Here is a 22,162-nt window from a genome sequence, read left to right as displayed (position 1 = left end):
ATCAATCGTTACTATACATATATATAGAAAAGAGGAGATAAATTATGTCAAAGTCGATATTTAGTAGTCAATTTTGGGAAAATCAATGGCGTAATGATCCAAATACGTCACTAAAGAAAATGAAGCGTGCAGGCTTAGGTTCATATGATTCACCAGAATTTGAAAAATGGGCCATGAATTATGATTGCCAGTCATTTAGTGAAGAGGGCAAGGCGCGTACCGAACGTATTATAAAATGGATAGAGCAACAAATTCCAACGTTCAATCATATGTCCATCTTAGATGTTGGTGCAGCATCCGGTGTATTTAGTGTACCATTCGCACAGCGTGGTGCATCAGTAACTGCTGTAGAGCCTTCTCCACTATTAAGCGAATTATTAATCAAAAACGCCACAACATACGATGTAGACGTTAATGTTATGACTGCAGCTTTCGAAAATAAAACGGCAACTGAAATAGGACATCATGACTTTGTATTTGCTTCAATGTGTCCTGCTGTAATTGATTGGGAAGCAGTACAAAAAGCTTTAAAAATTGCTAATAAATATGTTTATGTCAGTTTAATGGCAGGTCCTAAAGAAAATAAATTAGTAGATGAATTAATAGAACAATTTAACTTACAAAGTGTACCCACAACAGCAGATATGTACTATCTATTACAATTGCTATATGTAAATAATTATACGTACCAAACACTAATTGAACGACATACTAAAACAACAGATATGGCTTTAAAAGATGTAATGAATCAATTACCTACATGGTTTACTGACTTTGATATTGAAGTATCTACTGCAATGTTGAATGATATTCAACATTATTTACAAGATAAGTACGGTACAACTATACCTGTTACCACAGGTGGTAAATTTGGAAAAGTACTTATACATGCTAAAGAAGGTGATCATCATGACTAATTATTATATAGTGAAATTTGTGCATACAGATTTACAAGGATGGAAAGAACATTTAGAAGCACATGTGAAATATTTATATCAACTTACGACAAAAGGTTATTTAGCAATTTCAGGACCTATTGAGAATGAGGATGAGCAACGTAAAGAAGCATATTTGATTTTAAAAGCGGATAATGAACAAAAGTTACAAACATTATTAGAAAATGACCCTTATTGGTATCAAGGATTAGTAGCAGAGTATACTGTAGAAGAGTGGAAACCAATGTTTGGCGATTTAAATAATTTAACTATCAATCGACCATTCTAAAATCAAATATAGTTGCAACAAGAGTCTGAGATAAAGTGTATGATATATATAGTGACAACTGTCTAAGTTATAAAGTATTAACAGATCAACATTTTACGATTTTGGTACGTCTTTACGAAGTAGGATGACGAAATAATTTTTAGCAATTTTATTTCAATCCTACTTCTTTTTTATGTTCTTTTCGATATATCGCTTGACTGTTTTCGATATATCGTTTATTATATCGATATATCGAAAAAGAAAAGGATGATGACAATGTTTAATAGAAGACATGATATGAGAGCACATATGATGAAACATGAAGGATTTGGATTTGGTAAAGGTTTTCAAAATTTAGATTTTGGTGAACCTAGCTCACGTAATATCAGAGATCGATTTTTCAAAAAAGGTAATTTACAATTTATTATTTTACAAATGTTGGAAGAAGAACCAAAACATGGTTATCAAATTATTAAAGATTTAGAAGGACGTTTCAAAGGATTCTATTCACCAAGCCCAGGATCAGTTTATCCAATTTTACAAATGTTAGAAGATCGTGACTTTGTTTCTATTTCACAACAAGGAAATAAAAAAGTGTATAGTATTACTCAAGAAGGTAAAGATTTCTTGGCAGATAATGTTGATAAAGATGAATTTACGCAACGTTTAGAACAATTTAAACATATGGACTTTGACAAAATGCATGAAGCTCGTGAGCAATTGCAACAAGTCTTTAAATTGATGTTCAAAGCAAGTCAACAAGCAATGAAAGATGATGATCAAAAACAACAATTTGATCACATCATCGATCAAACAACGCAACAACTAAAAGACTTCTTAGGTACAGAAGAAGACCATAAAGAAGTATAATGAATCTACAATATGTTCAGTTAGCAAGATAATTTAAAGGTTATCTTGCTAGCCAATTTATTAGAGAACTAAAAAAAGCACCAGTAAGATATATTTCTTACTGGTGCTTGTGTCATTTATATATTAGTTTTTGTTTACTGATGCATCGTAAATTGAATCAACAGCATCACTTAATGCTTTATTGAATTCAGTTTCTGATTGGCTAGCACGTAAGTCACTAGCTAAGGCACGTGAGAAACTAGCGATTAATAAATCATTGTCTTTCAATAATTTGTTTGCTTCGTCTCTGCTATAGCCACCTGATAATACAACGACACGTACAACATTTGGATGTTCTGCTAAGTCTTTGTATAAGTTTGGTTCAGTTGGGATAGTTAATTTTAACATTACTAATTGATCATCATTTAAGTTGTCTAAGCCTTTTTTAAGTTCAGCTTTTAATACTTTTTCAATTTCAGCTTTATCTTTAGCATTGATATTTACTTCAGGTTCAATAATTGGTACTAAACCTTTAGCGATAATTTTTTTAGCAATATCAAATTGTTGAGCAACAACTTCTTTAATACCTTCTTCATTTAATTCTAAAATGTTAGAACGCATTTTTGTACCGAAAATGTGACGTTTATTAGCACGATCTAATACTTCGTCTAAATTATCGATAGGTTTCATTAATTGAACACCATTTTTTTCTTCAGCTAGACCTTTGTCTACTTTTAAGAAAGGAACGATACCTTTATCAGCTAAGTAATCAGCAGTATATTTACCTTCAACTTCACGATCCATTGTTTGTTCGAAAAGAATAGCACCTAAAATTTTATCAGGTGAAAATGCAGGTGAAGTTACGACACGAGTACGCATATCATGAACAAGTTTGAACATTTCATCTTCTGTATTATATTGATCTTCGTTAACACCATATTCTTTAAGTGCTTTAGGTGTACTACCACCACTTTGGTCTAATGCAGCAATAAAACCTTTACCATGTTTCATTTTTTCTAATTGTTCTTTATTCATATAATTCACTCCTTAACTATATCATCCACTTACAGTATGATGAAAATGCTAGAATTTCTCAAGTTATTAAGCTTGTTTTTAGTGTAAAATGTAAATTAAAATTTTAGTGTTGAGGATTAAAGACACAGGAGGTGGCTAATGGCACATAAAATACTGATTGTAGGGAGTCCAGGTTCAGGAAAATCGACATTAGCAGTTCAATTACATAAAGATTGGAAGGTGACTGTATATCGTCTTGATGATATAAAGCGGATTGATGATTACCAATGAGCGATGACTTAATTGAAGATAAGCCATAAACTCTATTCATACATACCGCAATATAATTTTAAAATAAAAATATGTGTAAAATACATATTTAAGCTATTTTTAAGTAGTTATTAAGTATATAATAAAAGTATTATATAGATCATTAAGGGGATTTTAAATGAAAAAATTAGCAGCAGTCACATTAGGTTTAACAGTTTTACTTGTCGGATGTAATCAAAACAATAATCAGGAATCTTCATCAAATCAAGGTAGTAAAGAACAACATACAGATTCAACTAAGCAAACACAAAACACCAATAAAGATAAAAAACTATCTAATGATGAGCAAAGTAATAATAAACAATCGAATGAAAGCCAGTCTTCAGATCAACAAAGTGGCAAAAGCCAACAAAGTAGTAAGAGTCAACAAGATACTACGTCGGAAGATTATATTGCTAAAGTTTGGTTAACAGGCTTACCTGATTATAGAAATGGTAAAGATACACCTTTTGGCGATTTGAAGTTAGAAAATAGAGACATCTCAGGAGAAGCTATTAATCCAACGTTACCAGAGCATTCTGCGAAATATCCTGATGGTACACAAGTTATTACTGCTTCTGCTAATGCAGCAGGTCATGTTATTTATAAGAATAATAACGATGGCACAATAACGATGTATTTTGCGCCATCTCATTTTCAAGATTTAAGATGGTCGGAAGCTGATTATTCTGAGAAAGAGACGAATAACATTATTAATAACACTAAAACTGTGAAGTTGTATGATGCCAGTGAAAGTGAAATTACACAAGTTAAAAAATACTTCCAAAGTGGACAAACAACTGATAGTGATCAATCAACTAACTCAGATTCTGATAGTGATGATTCATCAACTGATACTTCAAATAATCATCAATCAAGTAAAAAGATTACACGTAGTAATGTTATTGATGCAGTTGAAGACTATGAAGGTCATCTTTTAAATACAGATAAATACACATATAAAGAACCTGAACAAATGGGTGATGGTAAATGGGGATTCTCTTATACAGATAAAAATGGTGATTTAGCGGGTTCATATATTATTGATAGTGATGGCAACGTCACAAAATATGATGAACATGGCGACGAAATATAATAGCAAAAGGAATTAGGGCGAAAATAACGTCTCTAGTTCCTTTTATTTTGCTTTTCAATCATAGAAATAGCCATCATCATTAACCACATAAATAATATATGACATACCACCCACCATAGCCATGCCAACATATTAAATTGAAAAATTGGACGTACAGCTATAACAATAAGTAATGGATATAGTACCAAAAATACGATGAACAAGAAGCCATAACATAATAAATAAAAATGTTGAACATAACGATAAATGAAGACAAATATCACATATATTGATAATCCGAGGGCTAAATGTAGAAGTACTTCAATGATATATGGTGTATCTGCAGGATTAGCAATAAAATCAATATTTAATAATAATTGATTTAGATAAAATCCTTGATTGAAACGATCGATGATTGCCGTACTCAATAGTAATACAAGACTGATAACAATTGCTGCTAAGCTATGATAAAGCCATTTTAAATACATAAAAAATGTCACCTCAATAATATATATATACTCATATTTCCCTAAATGGAGAAAAATATGTCATTATTGATGGCACGACACCTTGAGGGAATGGAACAGATATAAAATTTTTCTTTGCTGGGGTCTTACTCACCCTACAAGACTGACTAGAATTATAAAACGCTAATTTTTCAACACTTTATATTCCAGACAGTTACTGCCAAACGCATCAAATTAAGCATCAAATCCGTTTTATTCCAGGCGCTATAGTTATAAAAAAAGCTGTGAAGAAAAATCTCTTCACAGCTTTTTGTAGTATGTTTAGAATAGCATTTGATCGCTACCGTATGATTGTCCTAGTGCTTGTTGAGCAAGAACATTTAAATAATGCCATGGTCTATCATAATCAGGTTGGAAGAAGAAATCTTGAACTGCAAGCTGTTCTAAAGTAAAGCCAGCTGAAATCGCTACTGACAATGTGTTGATTGCTTGTGTGACATCTTCAGTTGACATCACTTGACCACCTAATATTCGATGACTATCTTTATCAAATATTATTTTCATATGCACTGTAGTATCATCTTGCATAAATTTAGGTCTAATACGTTCTTCAACATATTGTTGTCCTAGATGACCGTCATAATTATCAGCTTCAGTGCCATGTACACCTGTTTGACCAAATTTATAATCAAATAACTGTAGGCCAGATGTACCAGATACACGAGGCATCGTAGCAGATTTACCAACCATATTTAACGCTGCAGTAACACCCTGACGACGTGAATTTGTTGCTAAAGCAATATAGCGATCTTCTTCTATTGGCGCAAATGGTACCATTGTTGCATCGCCACCTGCGTATACATCAGGTGCTGAAGTTTGTTGATGATGATCAATAGTAATAATACCTTTAGTGCCTAAGTCAATTTTATCTTTAAGCCAACTAGTAGCAGGGGCTACACCTACTGCGAATAACACAGTGTCTGCTTGATATTCACCTTTATCAGTAATTACTGTTGTTACATCGCCATTGTCGTTACCAGTAATTTCTTTAACTGATTCACCACCAATAAATTCTAAATGATGTTGTTTTGAATTTTGTTCTAAAATATTTGTGAATTCAGGATCTAAATACGTGCTTAAAATACGCTCAGCAACATCAATAATTTTAGTTTCGATGCCAGCTTTAGCAAATGCTTCAGCAGCTTCGATACCAATATATCCACCGCCTACTACAACTGCTTTTTTAGCATGAGGCATGCGTTGCTTGATTTTATCTGCCCATTCACGACCACGCATAAAGAAGACATTATTATAATCATCAATGCCTGTAATAGGTGGTTTAACAGCACTGCCACCTGGACTTAAAAATAGTTTGTCATAACTAATATTTTCTTTAGTATCATCATGTTCTACGGTGATCGTTTTATTATCTGTATCTAAATCTACAACTGTCGTATTAACGTGAATATTAACACCTTGTTTCTCATAAGAAGCAGTCGTAGCATAATGTAATGAATCTAGTGAAGGTGATACGTCTTCTAAATAACTTTGAATACCACAAGATAAGAACGAAGGTTTATCGCCACTTTCGAAGACTTCTATTTGTGCTTGAGGGTCTTCTTTTAAAAGTGTTTCTATAACCTCATAACCTGCATGTGATGTTCCTACTACAACATATTTCATAATTTGTTACCTCCAATTTTCAATCTATAATAAAATATACCTTTAAATTAAATAGTGATATTAGTTATTTACCACATAAAATATTTATTACACAAAATAATATAGAGAATCTAATAGTTTTCAAAAAAATGTCAAAATTGAATATAAAAAATGATCTGAAATGAAAAGTAAGACAATTCACCAAGTAGTCGAATTAAACTATTATACAGTCTTATCGTAAGTGAACGCGTATTATTATTATCGGAATTTTCAGAATTAATATTGACTTTAAAATGAAGCAGTGATAGGATAAATTCAATTCAATAAATGAGACTCTTATCAAGAGAGGCTGAGGGATGTGCCCTATGAAGCCCAGCAACCGTCTTACCAAAGACATGGTGCTAAATCACAATAAAGTAGCTTACTACTTTTGAAGATGAGAGAAAGAACATGGGCTTTCTCTTAAACAGGAGGAAGCTTTTTTGTTGTATGATAAGTAACTTTCTTTATTGAGTAGTTAACAAGAAAGGTGGGCTTACATATGAAAAAAATAATGGCTATAGTCGTATTAAGTATATTAGTGATAAGTTTAGCTGCTTGTGGTGGTGGCAAATCTTCTGAAGATAAAAAGATAACAGTAGCAGCATCACCAGCACCACATGGAGATGTCTTAAAGTACGCTAAAGAACAAATGAAGAAGAAAGGCTATGACTTAGAAGTTAAAATTGTTAATGATTATAAAGTACCTAATAAATTACTAGATAAAGGAGATGTTGATGCTAATTTCTTTCAGCACGTTCCTTATTTAAAAGCTGAAAAAAGAAGTCACGGTTACGATATAGAAGAAGTAGGTAAAGTATTTACAACACCAATGGGCGTATATAGTAAGAAATATAAAGATATTAGAGACATACCACAAGGTTCAACGATTTATGTCTCTAATAATCCAGCAGAAGAAGGACGCTTTTTATCATTTTTTGTTAATAAAGGATTAATAAAATTAAAACCAGGTGTCAATATAGAAGATGCTAAATTTGAAGACATCAAAGAAAATAAAAAGAAGTTAAAATTTAATCACCAACAAGGTGCTGAGTTTCTTCCAAAGACCTATAATAGTGGGGAAGGTGCAGCAGTAATTATGAACTCTAATTATGCATTGGATAATGGTTTGATACCATCTAAAGATGCGATTGAGCTTGAAGGTGAATCGTCACCATTTGCTAATATCATCGCTGTTAAATCTGGTCATAAAAAGGACGCTAAAATTCAAGCGTTATTGGAGGTCTTACGTTCTAAAGACACACAAAACTACATTAAAAAGACATATGGCAAGGATGTTATTCCTTACCAAGCTAAATAAAGTTAATGTTATCTGGACTGGTGCTACAACACATAAGTCCAGATTTTTTTGTGAAAGTAAGAGTGTAGTATTATTCTATAAGTTATAATTGTCAGAATATATTTACAAATCAGAATTTTATTAGTATATTGAATACTATCATTAATTGAAAAATATGGGGAATTAAAACTAGTTTTTTAATAAACAAGGCAATGGGAGGATGAAGTAATATGAGTAAAGCTTATGATTTAATTGAAGAAGATGAACAATATTTTGCTAAATCAGGTCGTATTAAATATTATCCGCTAGTGATTGATCATGGTTATGGTGCAACATTAGTAGATGTTGAAGGCAAAGAGTATATTGATTTATTAGCAAGTGCAAGTTCTCAAAATGTTGGACATGCACCTAAACAAGTGAGTGAAGCTATTAAAGATCAAGTAGATAAATTTATCCATTATACACCAGCATATATGTATCACGAACCACTAGTTAAATTAGCTAAAAAACTTTGTGACATTACACCAGGTGATTTTGAAAAACGTGTAACATTTGGATTGTCAGGTTCAGATGCAAATGATGGTATTGTCAAATTTGCTAGAGGTTATACTGGTAGACCTTATGTCATTAGCTTTACTAATGCGTATCATGGTTCAACTTTTGGTGCGTTATCAATGTCATCTATTAGCTTAAATATGCGTAAAAACTATGGACCACTATTAAATGGATTCTATCATATCCCTTTTCCAGATAAGTATCGAGGCATGTATGAGCAACAGCAACCAAACACTGTGGAAGAATATTTAGCTCCTTTAAAAGAAATGTTTGCTAAGTATGTACCTGCAGATGAAGTGGCGTGTGTTGTTGTCGAAACAATTCAAGGCGATGGTGGTTTATTAGAACCAGTGCCAGGATATTTTGAAGCATTAGAAAAACTATGTCACGAACATGGTATTTTAATAGCAGTAGATGATATTCAACAAGGATTAGGACGAACAGGAACGTGGAGTTCTGTTGAACATTATAATTTCACGCCAGATTTAATTACATTTGGAAAATCATTAGCAGGTGGATTACCTATGTCTGCACTTGTAGGTCGCAAAGAAATTATGGAAAGTTTAGATGCACCAGCACATTTGTTTACTACAGGCGCCAATCCAGTTAGTTGTGAAGCGGCATTAGCGACATTACAAATGATCGAAGATGAAGAACTATTACAAGCAAGTACGGATAAAGGACATTATGTCAGACAACGCATGGATCAATGGACTAAACGATTTAGTAGCGTCGGGGATGTCAGAGGTGTTGGATTAAGCATTGGCATTGATATTGTGTCAGATAAAGCAAATAAGTCTAGAGACAACGAAGCAGCATTAAAAATCTGCAATTATTGTTTTGAACATGGCATTGTTATTATTGCTGTTGCAGGTAATGTGTTACGTTTCCAACCGCCATTAGTGATATCATATGAACAATTAGATTATGCATTAGATACATTAGAAGATGCCCTTAGTGCATTAGAACATGGAGGCTTAGAAGAATACGATATTTCTGGTCAAGGGTGGTAAGTAGTAAAATAAGAATGACACCGAATGTATTAAATTATTAATTTTAAGCATATGTTAATAATTGGCTAGATTGTATAATATTGAAAAATAAATGTTTTTATAATACAATCAGATATAGGCGCAATCCCTCTCTTTCTATAGTTGTGGTGACTTAAATGATAGGGTATTGTTCCCTTTTTTTTCAAAAAAACGATTGAGGCTAGGACAAAAAGCATTTTACACTTAAAATTAAGCATTTAGCAGTAACTGTCTGGTTTGTGAAATGGTGATTTATCAACATTTCACAAACCTAGTCAGTCTTGCCGGGGTGGGATTACGAAATAATTTCTTTGAAATAATTATTTCTGTCCCACTCCTAACCTAATTTATTATAGAGACAACATAAAAAGCATTTCCACATTGTAAAAACCGTGTGGAAATGCTTTTTATGTTTATCATATTATTATTTTGGTGGTGTATATTCTTTTTCGACATTTTTCTTAGAATGTCTTAAACCATAAGATAAGTAAAGAATAATTCCTACTACAAACCAAATTAACGTATATAATTTAGCTTCAAATCCTAATCCCCAGAATACAAGCAATACTAGAATAAAGGTAACAGCAGGTAACACTGGGTATAATGGTAATTTGAATGCTGGGATAGGCAAGTCTTTACCTTCACGCTTTCTTAAACGATACATAGCAATTGATACAAACATAAATGCAACAAGTGTACCGGCTGAGATTAATTGTGCTAAGAATGCGAATGGGAACATTGAACCAATAACAACACCGATAATTGTTAACACGATTAACGCACGATTTGGTAAATGTTTATTATTTAATTTACCTAACCAAGAAGGTAGTAGACCATCTCGACCAAATGAGTAAAGTAAACGTGAACCAGCTAACATCATACCGATTAGTGCTGTAAACATACCAATAACTGAGATAGCTTGAACAATTGCAGCAATGATGCCATGTCCACTTTGACGTAAAGCCCAACCAACAGGTTCAGCATTGTCAGCATATTCTGAGTAATGGAACATTCCAACTAAGACAAGTGCCACTGCAACGAATAATACAATAGCAATAATTAATGAACCTAAAATACCTCTAGGCATTGTTTTTTGTGGATTGATAGCTTCTGCTGAGTTGGCTGCAATTGAGTCAAAACCGATATAAGCTAAGAAAATCATTGAGACACCGGCATAGATACCTTGCCAACCACCAAAGTCACCAGCGTCTGTCACCTTATGTTCTGGAATGAATGGAACATAGTTTGCAAAGTTAAGTGCAGTTAAACCAACAACTACAAATAAAATAATGGCTAATACTTTAAGGACAACTAAAATATTTTCCATACGTGCAGCTTGTGTCATACCACGTGATAGCAGCAAAGCAGTTAAAATGATGACAATCGCTGCGACAATATCGATGACACCACCCTTAGTACCAAATGAATTAGATAGTGCGGCTGGTAATTCAACACCTATTGGTTTAAACAATCCACGCAAATTGGCTGAAAAACCGGAAGCAACAAAGGCTACAGCGATAAAGTATTCTGCTAATAAAGCCCAACCGGCAACCCATCCGAAAAATTCTCCAAATAAAACATTAATCCAAGAATATGCAGAGCCGGCAAATGGCATGGCAGAAGCCATTTCAGCATAAGTAAAAGCAACTAAACCAGCAACGATGGCTGCAAGTAAAAATGATAAAGCAACAGCAGGACCTGCATGCTGTGCAGCAACGACACCTGGTAAAGTAAAGATAGATGTAGATACAATTGTTCCAACACCTAAAGCAAGAAAATCACGTACACGTAACGTACGTTTCAAATGTCCATCCTTATTTTGATAAACAGTTGGATCTTCTTTTCTAACTATTCTATGAAAAAAACTAGCCATAGATTTACCTCCAATAAATTATAGTAACATTAGTTCCTATTTGTTGTTTTTAATAAGTTATATATTATCATAAATGGAATGACTTTTGTCTAAAAATTCTGAAAAATCACAACTTTATATGGCTCCCAAATTTAATGTTGAGAAATCAACCTTTTTTGAAATGATAAAATCGATTATAACAGAAATTATAGAAATAAGTACTGTTTCTTTCTAATTTTCTAACTATTGGTAGATATTTATGAAAATGACATAGTGAAATAGCTAGATATTGTAATTTTAGTACCTCTCAATAAATGATCAAAGTCATTTTATTTAAATATAAGTGCTTAAAATTGTCACAAATAGAGCGTAGTAAAAAACTATTGATATATCAACAGTTAACAACTAAAAACACGAAAATACTATATTACACTGCGCATTTTTTAATTGTAAATTTTTATCATAATATTATAATTAAATAAAAATATTAACCTTTAACTTTGTAATAGATATGATGCGTGAATACACGTATAACATAAATTTAAAATGTTAGGAGATAGAATTATGAAATCATTTGGTAAAAAAGTAGTATTAATTGGGGATGGCTCTGTAGGATCTAGTTATGCTTTTGCAATGGTAACTCAAGGTGTAGCAGATGAATTTGTCATTATTGATATTGCTAAAGACAAAGTGAAAGCAGATGTCCAAGACTTGAATCACGGTACAGTTCATTGTCCTTCACCTGTAGATGTTAAAGCAGGGGAATATGAAGATTGTAAAGATGCTGATTTAGTTGTTATTACTGCTGGTGCACCTCAAAAGCCAGGTGAAACGAGATTACAATTGGTAGAAAAAAATACTAAAATCATGAAAAGTATTGTTAGTAGTGTCATGAATAGTGGATTTGATGGTTATTTCTTAATCGCTGCGAATCCTGTAGATATTTTAACTCGTTTTGTTAAAGAATATACAGGACTACCATCAGAACGTGTGATTGGTTCTGGTACAGTATTGGATAGCGCACGATTACAATATTTAATTAGCCAAGAATTTGATGTTGCACCTTCAAGTGTTAATGCAAGCATTATCGGTGAACATGGTGATACAGAATTAGCAGTCTGGTCACAAGCCAATATTGCCGGTATACCAGTGTTTGAAGCATTAAAAGAACAAACTGGTAGTGAAGCGAAAGCAGAAGAAATTTATGTGAATACACGTGATGCAGCATACGACATTATTCAAGCTAAAGGTTCTACGTATTATGGTATTGCATTAGCTTTAATGCGAATTTCAAAAGCCATTTTAAATAATGAAAATAATGTCTTAAATGTATCAACACGTTTGGATGGTCAATATGGTGGACATAAAGGGGTTTACTTAGGTGTGCCAACTTTAGTCAATGAGAATGGTGCAGTTAAGATTTATGAAACACCACTAAGTGATACAGAACAACAATTATTTGATCAATCTGTTAAAACGTTAGAAGAAACATTTAACTCTATTAAATATCTACTAGAAGATTAAGCATGAACAGTCATATTTAACGATAGCATTGCCTGATTGAAACAGAGACCAAATATCGCTATTTTTAGCGTATTGGTCTCTTTTACTATAGTATTCAAAGTATCTCAGTATCTGTACATTGATTGGAATAACTATTTTAGCGTAAAATAAGTATTGAACAATTCATATTTTAATAGCACGTTAAAATATGATACTAACTCAAATAATAACTAAAGATGAAAATATAGTTAACAATGATGAATAGATATGGGAGTGAATGATGACATGACAAATGTCTTATATCAACATGGCACATTAGGTACTTTAATGGCTGGATTATTAGAAGGAACTGCGACAATTAATGAATTATTAGAACATGGTAATTTGGGTATTGCAACTTTAACTGGTTCAAATGGGGAAGTTATTTTTCTAGATGGCAAAGCTTATCATGCAAATGAATATAAAGAGTTTGTAGAACTTACTGGTGATGAAAAGACACCTTATGCAACGATTACGAACTTTAGAGCTGACAAGCAATTTGATGTGCAGAATCAAACTCAAGAGCAAGTATTTAATGACATCAAATCACAAATGTTAAGTGAAAATTTATTTTCTGCGGTAAAAATAGCTGGAACATTTAAATATATGCATGTCAGAATGATGCCAGCACAACAACCTCCTTATACACGTTTAATCGATTCGGCACGTAGACAACCTGAAGAAACTAGACACCATATCGAAGGTGCTGTAGTAGGATTTTTCACACCAGAATTATTTCATGGTATAGGTTCAGCAGGATTTCATTTGCATTTTGCAGACGATGAACGACAATATGGTGGTCATGTTCTAGATTTTGAGGTAGAAAATGCCACTATAGAAATTCAAAACTTTGAAACATTTGAACAGCATTTCCCAGTAAATAACGAGACGTTTATTAAGTCAGATATTGATTATAAAAATATAGCAGATGATATTAGAGAAGCTGAATAATTAGTACCTTTAAAATTTTTGTTACTTGATCTATATAAATAAAATGCTCAACAAGCTAACGATTTTAAGGATTACTTTTAGGTTTTGCATTCCTATACACTATAATGTTATAATTTAACTAACAAGGATCTAGCATATATGCACCTAGTCCCCTCACTATTTGCGGTAGTGAGGGGACTTTTTGGTGTGACTATAGTCGCCTATTTATCATTGCGATTACGTAGCCAATGCGTAAATAGTGCAATAATACAACCACTGATAACTGTGGTAGCGGTGTTGACAAGGGTTTCTAGCATAGGTTAGCACCTCCTCTCTGCGCCTATATTGACGCCTGAGAGATAGGCGACTTTTATATTATACACCTGTCATTCTGTTGATTAAATATTTTATTTAAAAATAATTTTATTAATTAAAAATAACTACATAATTACTACTACACATCACCAAACTGCTGCTGATAAGCATGTAAGAAACTATAAACACTATCTAAGTAAGGTGTACTGAGTTGATGTTGGCGAGCAAGTTGATGAATATATCCTTGAATTGCTTCGACTTCAAGAGGCTGGTTATTCACTATATCGTAATACATACTTGTACCCATTTCATCAGGATAACCTTGATATATAGTTAAAATGTCATCTATGATAGTATCACTTAAAACGATTCCCTCTGCTTCTGCAACATGGCAACCTTCTACCAACAATTGACGACACACTGTAGCTATTTCTGGTGTATGTAATATGCTGACAGTTTGTCTACCTACAGCTGTGATTGAATTGATACCTAAATTAACTAATAATTTATACCAAATTGCATCATTAATTTGAGGTACTAATGTAATATCAATGTTACTTTGTTTCATTAATTGTTGTAATTGGCGAGTTTCAGCACAATATTGTAACTGTAGTTGATAGTCACGAAAATGTGTTACTATATCGTCTTTTTTTTGACCACTAATATAAACAACGGCTTGAAATGTATTACTATAAGGTATGTGTGCTAATTGACCAGCACCATTTTGAGCTAAAATGATGATTGTATCATCGTGAGTGATTTGAGATAGCTGTTTAATAACTTGATTAAGTTGATGTGTTTTAACCGCGATAATGATGTAATCAAATTTAATAGTCACTTGATGATATGCGCTAACAACAATAGACGCAGGGTTACTCTTAGGACTTGAATAATAAGTTAAAGTTTTTGCTGTACGGCCAATAAGTTGTGTATGAGGTAAGACGTTTTTAAGTTCATAAGCAAGTGTTGTACCAATAGCACCGTCTCCGATAATTGCGATAGATGACATATTATTCTTTCCTTTCAGTTAAAGTTTAATTATACTGTTTCTAATAATACTGTAAAAAGAGGATGAATAACATTGAAAACGGTAAGTCAATTATTAGATATGAAACAACAAAAAGAAAAGATTTCTATGGTTACAGCGTATGATTTTCCGAGTGCGAAACAAGTTGAGCAAGCTAACATTGATATGATACTTGTTGGCGATTCATTAGGAATGACAGTATTAGGTTATGAGAGTACCGTCCAAGTGACGTTAGACGATATGATACATCACGGACGAGCAGTTCGTCGTGGTGCACCAAATACATTTGTAGTTGTAGATATGCCTATAGGAGCAGTGGGTATAGATCAAGCTCAAGATTTAAACAATGCATTAACGTTGTATCAACAAACGAATGCGAATGCCATTAAAGCAGAAGGGGCACACATTGCTGATTTTATTGTAGCAGCAACACGTATTGGTATACCTGTTGTAGCACATTTAGGATTAACGCCACAAAGTGTCGGTGTTATAGGTTATAAACTGCAAGGTAGTACTAAAGCAGCAGCACAACAATTAATTAAAGATGCTAGAAATGTAGAACAAGCAGGTGCAATAGCGTTAGTATTAGAGGCCATACCATCAGACTTAGCCCAAACAATAAGTGAACAATTAACTATTCCAGTTATCGGTATTGGTGCTGGTAAAGCTACTGATGGTCAGGTATTGGTTTATCATGATATGTTAAATTACGGTGTTGAACATCAAGCTAAATTTGTAAAACAATTTGCAGATTTTAGTGAGGGCGTTAGAGGACTGCAACAATACAATGAAGAAGTTAAATCAGGTGTATTTCCATCAGAAACTCATACATATAAAAAGAAAATTATGAATGAGGTTGAAGCTCATGACTAAAGTTGTTACTTCAATACAGGACATGCAGACAATTGTTAAAGATGCCAAGAAAGCACAGCAAACCATCGGATTTATTCCAACAATGGGTGCATTGCATGATGGTCATTTAACAATGGTTAGACAATCAGTTAAAGATAATGATATTACCGTAGTCAGTATTTTTGTAAATCCATTACAATTTGGACCGAATGAAGACTTTGATGCTTATCCAAGACAAATAGAACAAGATACTACTTTAGTTTCAGCAGCAAAAGCAGATTATATTTTTTATCCATCTGTCGAAGAAATGTATCCACAATCTTTAGGTGTTGAACTTAAAGTTGGACCATTGGCTCAAGTATTAGAGGGCGCACAGCGTCCAGGACATTTTGATGGCGTAGTGACAGTAGTTAATAAATTATTTAACATTGTGATGCCAGATTATGCATATTTTGGGAAAAAAGATGCACAACAACTAGCAATCATTCAAAAATTAGTGGCAGATTTTAATCATCCAATAGAAATTATAGGTGTAGATATTGTTAGAGAACATGATGGTTTAGCTAAAAGCTCTCGTAATGTTTATTTAACAGACAACGAAAGAATAGAAGCGGTTCATTTATATAAAAGTCTACAATTAGCACAAGCGTTATATCATAATGGGGAACGTCAAAGTGCTATCATTATCGATGCCATAAAACATTATTTACAACAACATGTAAATGGCAGTATTGAAGAAGTTGCTATTTATAGCTACCCACAACTGGTTGAACAAACAGAAATAACTGGACAAATATTCATATCATTAGCAGTTAAGTTTTCACAAGCACGTTTGATAGATAATATAATAATTGGAGCTGAACAATAGTGAATAGAACAATGATGAATGCTAAGATTCATAGAGCACGAGTGACGGAATCAAATTTAAATTATGTAGGCAGTATTACAATTGATAGTGATATCTTAGAAGCTGTAGATATCCTGCCCAATGAAAAAGTAGCTATTGTAAATAATAATAATGGTGCACGTTTTGAAACGTATGTTATTGCTGGAGAAAAAGGTAGTGGTAAAATTTGTTTGAACGGTGCAGCCTCAAGATTAGTGGAAGTTGGAGATATTGTCATTATTATGACATATGCAGAGCTTAATGAAGAAGAAATTAAACATCATGCACCAAAAGTTGCCGTGATGAATGAAGACAATGTCATTATTGATATGATTCACGAAAAAGAAAATACTATAGTCCTATAAATATAATTCATCTATTCAACAGTTCGTTAATCTATTCAGGTTAATGGGCTGTTTTTTAATAGGTTAAAGTGTTAGTTTGAAAATTTAAAATCCAATGTTTCAGTTTGAACACATCATCATGATTGCTATTCGAACTTTAACATTGGATTGTCTAATATTATTGCATTTGTGTGTAATCTTGACCGTGTAGCATCCAACGAACACCATATTTATCAGTGAAAGCACCCATTTTACCACCCCAGAATTGGTCAGCTAATGGCATTTCAACCTCAATTGAATCATGATCTTTAATTTGATTGTAGAATGCTTCAACTGCATCTGCATCTTCTTGATTATTCACGTCATAGTCGACTAATAAGGAGATACCATTATTTATTTTGTCCGCTCTGCCAAATGAATCAGAACATAGTACTTTAATGCCAAGGATTTCGAATTCAGCATGCATCGTTGCTTCTTGTGCTTGTTCTTTAGACATACCAAAATGCGCTGCTTGCTCTTCGCCAACATCTAAGCGATTAATGTTAGTTGCTCCAAATACCTCTTCGTAATATGCAATGGCTTCTTTAGAATTTTCAAAAGCTAAATAAGGAAATAATGTTGTCATAGATAGACACCTCAATATATAAATTTTTATTGCTTAACAACATCGTACTGCAAAAATGACAAAAAGTATAATTTTAAGATAAATTGCATTCAATTCATTACTTAACTTTCAATATAATAAATTTTCAAAAGTTATTTTAAGCGAAGTTATCTTGAATTATTATAAAGAATTCGATATGTTGATCATAATAGGACATCAAAAAGGAGAGACTTAAGATGTTAAAGAAGCTATTGGCAAACACCTTTAAATTGAGCAAAGAGACACAACAGCAATATTTTGACAAGTTAAGTGAAACACTATTATGGATGTATCTAGCTTTAGGTATCTTAACTGTTGCAACAGTTATTGTGGATATGATTCGTGATCATGCGTCCATCGTAAACATTATCATGTTGTTGCTATTTGCGGCGTTAAATTTTTATATCCTATTCGCTACAAAACAACATCGCAAATTTGAAATCACAGCTAAAGATGAAGCACATTATCGTCAATTGAAAAGACTAAGTTTGCTAGCAATCATTGTAATGATGGTATGCTTTCTAGCACTTAATCTTTGTCTAGGTTTAAGTTTCGATATGTTACAAGGAAAAGAAGGACATATTATAAATCGAGTTATGACAACATTAATCTCGACACTATTTTTCGGGCTAATTATGTACGCGATATTTAAAATTAGGATAGGCAAATCATATTAAAATATTTTTAAAAACCGTTCACAATTTATGAAAATTTTATATAATAACAAGTAGAAAAAGTATGTGGAGGAAACCTAGTGATCAATGCAGAACCAATTATTAACAAAATGAAAAACCAAAAAATTAATTATGATAAAGTATTAAAAAAATTGATAGGGCAGTGGGAGAGACAAGCGCTACGTCCTAAGATTTTATTGCATAGTTGTTGCGCCCCTTGTAGTACGTATACTTTAGAGTTTTTAACACAATATGCAGATATTGCAATCTACTTTGCTAATTCTAATATTCATCCTAAAAATGAATATCTACGTCGTGCTAAAGTTCAAGAACAATTTGTGAAGGATTTTAATCAGAAGACGGGTGCTCATGTTAAATATATCGAAGCACCATATGAACCACATAAATTTATGAAAATGGTTAAAGACAAAGAATTAGCTGACGAAAAAGAAGGTGGTTTGCGTTGCACAGCCTGTTTTGAAATGCGCCTAGATATCGTTGCCAAAGCAGCTGTTGAATATGGTTATGATTACTTTGGAAGTGCGATTACACTATCACCTAAAAAGAATGCCCAGCTAATTAATGAGCTAGGCATGGATGTACAAAAAATATATAATGTCAATTATTTACCTAGTGACTTTAAGAAAAGTAAAGGTTATGAACGCTCAATAGAAATGTGTAATGATTATAATATTTTCAGACAATGTTATTGTGGTTGTGTCTTTGCAGCGATGCAACAAGGGATTGACTTTAAAACTGTTAATAAAGAAGCTAAAGCATTTTTGGAACAGTTACCAAAATAGAGTGCCTCTAATGTAAAAATAAAAGGTCATGCAACCGATAATGCATGACCTTTTACTGTAAGATTACGAGTTATTTTGTCCTACTTAGATTATTGGTGACAAGGTGTTGACCGTCCCTTGCCCAGCTTGCATGGCCGGAAGCATCTCTTTATGAGATGCTCTATGCTGGGTCCCTACATCATTTTATGAACGAATCTCATGATAGCTAGAGTAGCGATAACAATGGTTGTAATTAAAGAAAAGAGCTTAAATTTTTTATATTCTTTTTCGGTATTATGTTCACCTTTATCCATCATGTCGCGTAGTTCTTGTTCAATTTCCAAGTCTAAATCGGTTTTGCGATAGCCATTCAGTCCCTGACGTTCGTCTTCAGTTGTAGTATCGTGCTGGGCTATATCGTGCTTACTTTGTTGTGTAGCTTGTTCGTTGTCTTTTATCTCTTTAGACATTATCCATGCCCCCATTATTCATGAAATATCATACTCATTTGAATTGTTTATGAAAATTGTAGTTGTATTCTAATTTGAAATATTACTTTTTAACGTCTAAACCAATTATTTCACTTACATTTTTATAATGATGGTCCTGTAAGTAACGTGCAATACCCTTATTTATTTTCTTAACGATACCGGGTCCTTCAATAACCATTGAAGAATAAATTTGAAGGAGTGAAGCACCATTACGCATCATAGCGATAGCATCTTCGGCACTGAATATCCCACCAGTACCAATAATCAAGAACTTGCCATTTGTTTGTTGATAAGCATAGTTAATTAATTTTAAGTTGCGTTCAAATAATGGTCTACCGCTTAATCCGCCTTCTTCAATTTTATTATCAGAACTTAGACCGTCACGTTGGCGTGTTGTATTTGCTAACATGACACCATCAAATGTTGCTGTAATAGCAGGCAACAGTGTTTTTAAACTATCCAATGTCATATCAGATGTTAATTTTAAATAAATAGGTACATTAACTTCTTGTTCATCTTTAAATGTTGTTAATGCTTGGCATAACATTGAAAATTCATCTTTATCATGGAAATTTTGTAAATTTTCTGTATTAGGTGAACTAATATTAACAGTAAAGAATGTTACGTCATTTTTAAATGTATTTAATACTTTAATGTAATCTTGATAACGCTCAGCATAAGGTGTAGCTTTATTAACACCAACATTTATTCCAACAGGTATGTTGTATGCGTGACGTCTTAGATTGCTTAAAGCTTTATTCATACCAATATTATTAAAGCCCATACGATTAATTAAAGCATCATCTTCTAATAAGCGGAACATACGAGGTTGAGGGTTACCAGGTTGTGGTTTAGGTGTAATACCTCCTAATTCAATCGCACCAAAACCAATATGTTCTAATGCTTTAGGAACCTCACAAGATTTGTCGAATCCTGCAGCTAAGCCAACTGGATTGTCATAATGAACTTCTTGAATGGTTTGCGCTAATATAGGATTACGATAAGTAAATAATTGATCGACAACAGGATACAACATAGGAAATTTCTGTAATGTTTTTAAAGCGTCGATCGTTAATCCGTGTGCTTTTTCAGGTTCGATTTTAAAGAGTAAAGGTTTAATTAATTTATACATGTTTATGCTCCTATTTCATTATATTTGAGGCTTACTATCCTCAACTTAATATATGTGAAATATATTCTTTTAATAGACTAGCATGTAAGATGTTAATTTCCTAGTTAAAAGATAAAAGTTTTAAAAATTGACGCAAGTTTGATTCACATCTTTTGGATTAAAAGATTAATTTTAGGAAATATAATATAAGTAACTATTTATTTAGGAAGGTGTTTGTATGGATAAACAGTGGCTACAACATTTGCCATTGGAAGATGTGAAGGATATTATTCCAGTAAGTGGTGGAGATGTTAACGAAGCTTACCGAGTTGAGACTAATGATGAGACGTTTTTCTTGTTAGTTCAACGTCAACGACAAGAATCATTTTATGCCGCAGAAATAGCAGGCTTAAATGAATTTGAACGTGCGAATATTACAGCACCTAGAGTGATTGCCAGTGGTGAAGTAAACGGAGATGCTTATTTAGTATTAAGTTATCTTGAAGAAGGTACAACAGGTAGTCAGCGTCAATTAGGTCAGTTAGTAGCTAAAATGCATAGCGAACAACAAGAGGAAGGGCGCTTTGGTTTCTCTTTACCTTATGAAGGTGGAGATATTTCATTTGATAATCATTGGCAAAATAGTTGGAGTGACTTATTTGTCAACCAACGTATGGATCATTTGAGAGATGAGCTAATGACTAAAGGATTATGGAATGAAGAAGACAATAAAGTATATAAACAAGTTAGAGCTGCGATTGTCACAGCATTAGCCAATCATCGTAGTAAACCGTCACTCTTGCACGGTGATTTATGGGGTGGGAATTATATGTTTTTAACAGATGGTAGCCCAGCTTTATTTGATCCAGCACCATTATATGGAGATAGAGAATTTGATATTGGTATTACTACAGTGTTTGGCGGCTTTACTAACGACTTTTATGATGAATATAACAAGCATTATCCATTAGCAAAAGGCTCGGAATATCGTTTAGAATTTTACCGTTTATATTTATTAATGGTTCATTTATTAAAATTAGGAGATATGTATCGTTCAAGTGTAGAACGTTCAATGGCTACAATTTTACAACAAGCATGACTGGATATGAAATAAGTGAATGTAAATCTTAGCTCATGTACGCTTGTTGTAACTTATAAAGATGATAAAATAGTAAACACCCTTGAAAGTATGCTTATAAAGCATCACTA

Annotated in this window: 24 protein-coding genes and 1 riboswitch; of the genes, 15 read left to right on the top strand and 9 right to left on the bottom strand. The window is 32.9% G+C overall.

Annotated elements, in window-relative coordinates:
• The first annotated feature begins 44 nt into the window (after positions 1-44).
• The 3 genes from J3R86_RS11590 to J3R86_RS11580 all read left to right on the top strand — a co-directional run bounded on the left by J3R86_RS11590 (position 45) and on the right by J3R86_RS11580 (position 2,073).
• Positions 45-917, top strand: a complete 873-nt coding sequence (locus J3R86_RS11590) for a class I SAM-dependent methyltransferase (RefSeq protein ID WP_207517433.1) — start codon at positions 45-47, stop codon at positions 915-917.
• Complete coding sequence (locus tag J3R86_RS11585; protein WP_207517432.1) at positions 910-1,224, top strand: YciI family protein; 315 nt, start codon at positions 910-912, stop codon at positions 1,222-1,224. The genes J3R86_RS11590 and J3R86_RS11585 overlap by 8 nt, the downstream gene beginning before the upstream one ends.
• 255 nt (positions 1,225-1,479) lie before the next feature.
• Positions 1,480-2,073 (top strand): PadR family transcriptional regulator, encoded by a 594-nt coding sequence (locus J3R86_RS11580; RefSeq protein WP_207517431.1) that lies wholly within the window; start codon positions 1,480-1,482, stop codon positions 2,071-2,073.
• Positions 2,074-2,196: 123 nt separating this feature from the next.
• On the opposite strand, the gene J3R86_RS11575 is transcribed toward J3R86_RS11580, so the two are convergent.
• Entirely contained in the window at positions 2,197-3,087 is an 891-nt protein-coding gene (locus tag J3R86_RS11575) for a fructose bisphosphate aldolase (protein WP_207517430.1), read from the bottom strand.
• A 138-nt stretch (positions 3,088-3,225) separates the two neighbouring features.
• On the opposite strand from J3R86_RS11575, the gene J3R86_RS12250 reads away from it, so the two are divergent.
• Together J3R86_RS12250 and J3R86_RS11570 are read left to right on the top strand one after the other, a co-directional pair.
• Complete coding sequence (locus tag J3R86_RS12250) at positions 3,226-3,357, top strand: hypothetical protein (RefSeq protein WP_278249689.1); 132 nt, start codon at positions 3,226-3,228, stop codon at positions 3,355-3,357.
• Positions 3,358-3,514: 157 nt separating this feature from the next.
• The gene (locus J3R86_RS11570) at positions 3,515-4,471 is read left to right on the top strand and encodes a hypothetical protein (RefSeq protein ID WP_207517429.1); all 957 of its coding nucleotides are present in this window, start codon (positions 3,515-3,517) and stop codon (positions 4,469-4,471) included.
• 32 nt (positions 4,472-4,503) lie between these two features.
• Here the strand turns inward: J3R86_RS11570 and J3R86_RS11565 are convergent, their stop codons facing one another.
• Entirely contained in the window at positions 4,504-4,938 is a 435-nt protein-coding gene (locus J3R86_RS11565; RefSeq protein WP_207517428.1) for a hypothetical protein, read from the bottom strand.
• A gap of 300 nt (positions 4,939-5,238) precedes the next feature.
• Positions 5,239-6,600 (bottom strand): FAD-dependent oxidoreductase, encoded by a 1,362-nt coding sequence (locus tag J3R86_RS11560; protein ID WP_207517427.1) that lies wholly within the window; start codon positions 6,598-6,600, stop codon positions 5,239-5,241.
• A gap of 312 nt (positions 6,601-6,912) precedes the next feature.
• A riboswitch (SAM riboswitch) is annotated at positions 6,913-7,022 on the top strand.
• A gap of 98 nt (positions 7,023-7,120) precedes the next feature.
• On the opposite strand from J3R86_RS11560, the gene J3R86_RS11555 reads away from it, so the two are divergent.
• Both J3R86_RS11555 and J3R86_RS11550 read left to right on the top strand, forming a co-directional pair.
• Positions 7,121-7,939, top strand: coding sequence for a MetQ/NlpA family ABC transporter substrate-binding protein (locus tag J3R86_RS11555; protein ID WP_207517426.1), 819 nt, complete (start codon positions 7,121-7,123; stop codon positions 7,937-7,939).
• Positions 7,940-8,148: 209 nt separating this feature from the next.
• Entirely contained in the window at positions 8,149-9,486 is a 1,338-nt protein-coding gene (locus J3R86_RS11550) for an aspartate aminotransferase family protein (protein WP_207517425.1), read from the top strand.
• 442 nt (positions 9,487-9,928) lie between these two features.
• Here the strand turns inward: J3R86_RS11550 and J3R86_RS11545 are convergent, their stop codons facing one another.
• Complete coding sequence (locus J3R86_RS11545) at positions 9,929-11,377, bottom strand: APC family permease (RefSeq protein ID WP_207517424.1); 1,449 nt, start codon at positions 11,375-11,377, stop codon at positions 9,929-9,931.
• Positions 11,378-11,920: 543 nt separating this feature from the next.
• Here J3R86_RS11545 and J3R86_RS11540 point away from each other — a divergent pair.
• Both J3R86_RS11540 and budA read left to right on the top strand, forming a co-directional pair.
• Positions 11,921-12,880: an L-lactate dehydrogenase gene (locus J3R86_RS11540; RefSeq protein ID WP_207517423.1), complete on the top strand. Its 960-nt coding sequence runs from the start codon at positions 11,921-11,923 to the stop codon at positions 12,878-12,880.
• A gap of 264 nt (positions 12,881-13,144) precedes the next feature.
• On the top strand, positions 13,145-13,849 hold the full coding sequence (budA, locus tag J3R86_RS11535; protein ID WP_207517422.1) for an acetolactate decarboxylase: 705 nt from the start codon (positions 13,145-13,147) through the stop codon (positions 13,847-13,849).
• 200 nt (positions 13,850-14,049) lie between these two features.
• On the opposite strand, the gene J3R86_RS11530 is transcribed toward budA, so the two are convergent.
• Both J3R86_RS11530 and J3R86_RS11525 read right to left on the bottom strand, forming a co-directional pair.
• On the bottom strand, positions 14,050-14,145 hold the full coding sequence (locus J3R86_RS11530; RefSeq protein WP_207517421.1) for a type I toxin-antitoxin system Fst family toxin: 96 nt from the start codon (positions 14,143-14,145) through the stop codon (positions 14,050-14,052).
• Positions 14,146-14,282: 137 nt separating this feature from the next.
• Positions 14,283-15,152, bottom strand: coding sequence for an oxidoreductase (locus J3R86_RS11525; protein ID WP_207517420.1), 870 nt, complete (start codon positions 15,150-15,152; stop codon positions 14,283-14,285).
• A gap of 72 nt (positions 15,153-15,224) precedes the next feature.
• Between J3R86_RS11525 and panB the strand changes: the two genes are divergently transcribed.
• The 3 genes from panB to panD are packed head-to-tail and all read left to right on the top strand — an operon-like array spanning position 15,225 to position 17,273.
• A complete protein-coding gene (gene panB / locus J3R86_RS11520; protein WP_207517419.1) occupies positions 15,225-16,043 on the top strand; it encodes a 3-methyl-2-oxobutanoate hydroxymethyltransferase in 819 nt (272 codons plus the stop codon).
• Positions 16,036-16,890 carry a pantoate--beta-alanine ligase gene (panC, locus tag J3R86_RS11515; RefSeq protein WP_207517418.1) on the top strand — a complete coding sequence of 285 codons (855 nt, stop codon included), beginning with the start codon at positions 16,036-16,038 and terminating at the stop codon, positions 16,888-16,890. Before panB ends, panC begins: the two co-directional genes overlap by 8 nt.
• Positions 16,890-17,273, top strand: a complete 384-nt coding sequence (panD, locus tag J3R86_RS11510; protein WP_207517417.1) for an aspartate 1-decarboxylase — start codon at positions 16,890-16,892, stop codon at positions 17,271-17,273. The genes panC and panD overlap by 1 nt, the downstream gene beginning before the upstream one ends.
• A 157-nt stretch (positions 17,274-17,430) precedes the next feature.
• Here panD and J3R86_RS11505 read toward each other — a convergent pair whose 3' ends face one another.
• Entirely contained in the window at positions 17,431-17,877 is a 447-nt protein-coding gene (locus J3R86_RS11505; protein WP_207517416.1) for a VOC family protein, read from the bottom strand.
• 215 nt (positions 17,878-18,092) lie between these two features.
• On the opposite strand from J3R86_RS11505, the gene J3R86_RS11500 reads away from it, so the two are divergent.
• Entirely contained in the window at positions 18,093-18,572 is a 480-nt protein-coding gene (locus J3R86_RS11500) for a hypothetical protein (protein WP_207517415.1), read from the top strand.
• Between the two features lie 77 nt (positions 18,573-18,649).
• Complete coding sequence (locus J3R86_RS11495; RefSeq protein ID WP_207517414.1) at positions 18,650-19,372, top strand: epoxyqueuosine reductase QueH; 723 nt, start codon at positions 18,650-18,652, stop codon at positions 19,370-19,372.
• A 173-nt stretch (positions 19,373-19,545) separates the two neighbouring features.
• Here J3R86_RS11495 and J3R86_RS11490 read toward each other — a convergent pair whose 3' ends face one another.
• The gene (locus J3R86_RS11490; RefSeq protein ID WP_207517413.1) at positions 19,546-19,821 is read right to left on the bottom strand and encodes a hypothetical protein; all 276 of its coding nucleotides are present in this window, start codon (positions 19,819-19,821) and stop codon (positions 19,546-19,548) included.
• 82 nt (positions 19,822-19,903) lie between these two features.
• Positions 19,904-20,974, bottom strand: a complete 1,071-nt coding sequence (locus tag J3R86_RS11485; protein WP_207517412.1) for a quinone-dependent dihydroorotate dehydrogenase — start codon at positions 20,972-20,974, stop codon at positions 19,904-19,906.
• Positions 20,975-21,191: 217 nt separating this feature from the next.
• On the opposite strand from J3R86_RS11485, the gene J3R86_RS11480 reads away from it, so the two are divergent.
• Positions 21,192-22,052, top strand: coding sequence for a fructosamine kinase family protein (locus tag J3R86_RS11480; protein WP_207517411.1), 861 nt, complete (start codon positions 21,192-21,194; stop codon positions 22,050-22,052).
• Positions 22,053-22,162: the final 110 nt, after the last annotated feature.

The organism is Staphylococcus simiae, assembly GCF_017357005.1.
GTDB lineage: Bacteria > Bacillota > Bacilli > Staphylococcales > Staphylococcaceae > Staphylococcus > Staphylococcus simiae_A.
This window is presented reverse-complemented; position numbering and strand designations above follow the sequence as displayed.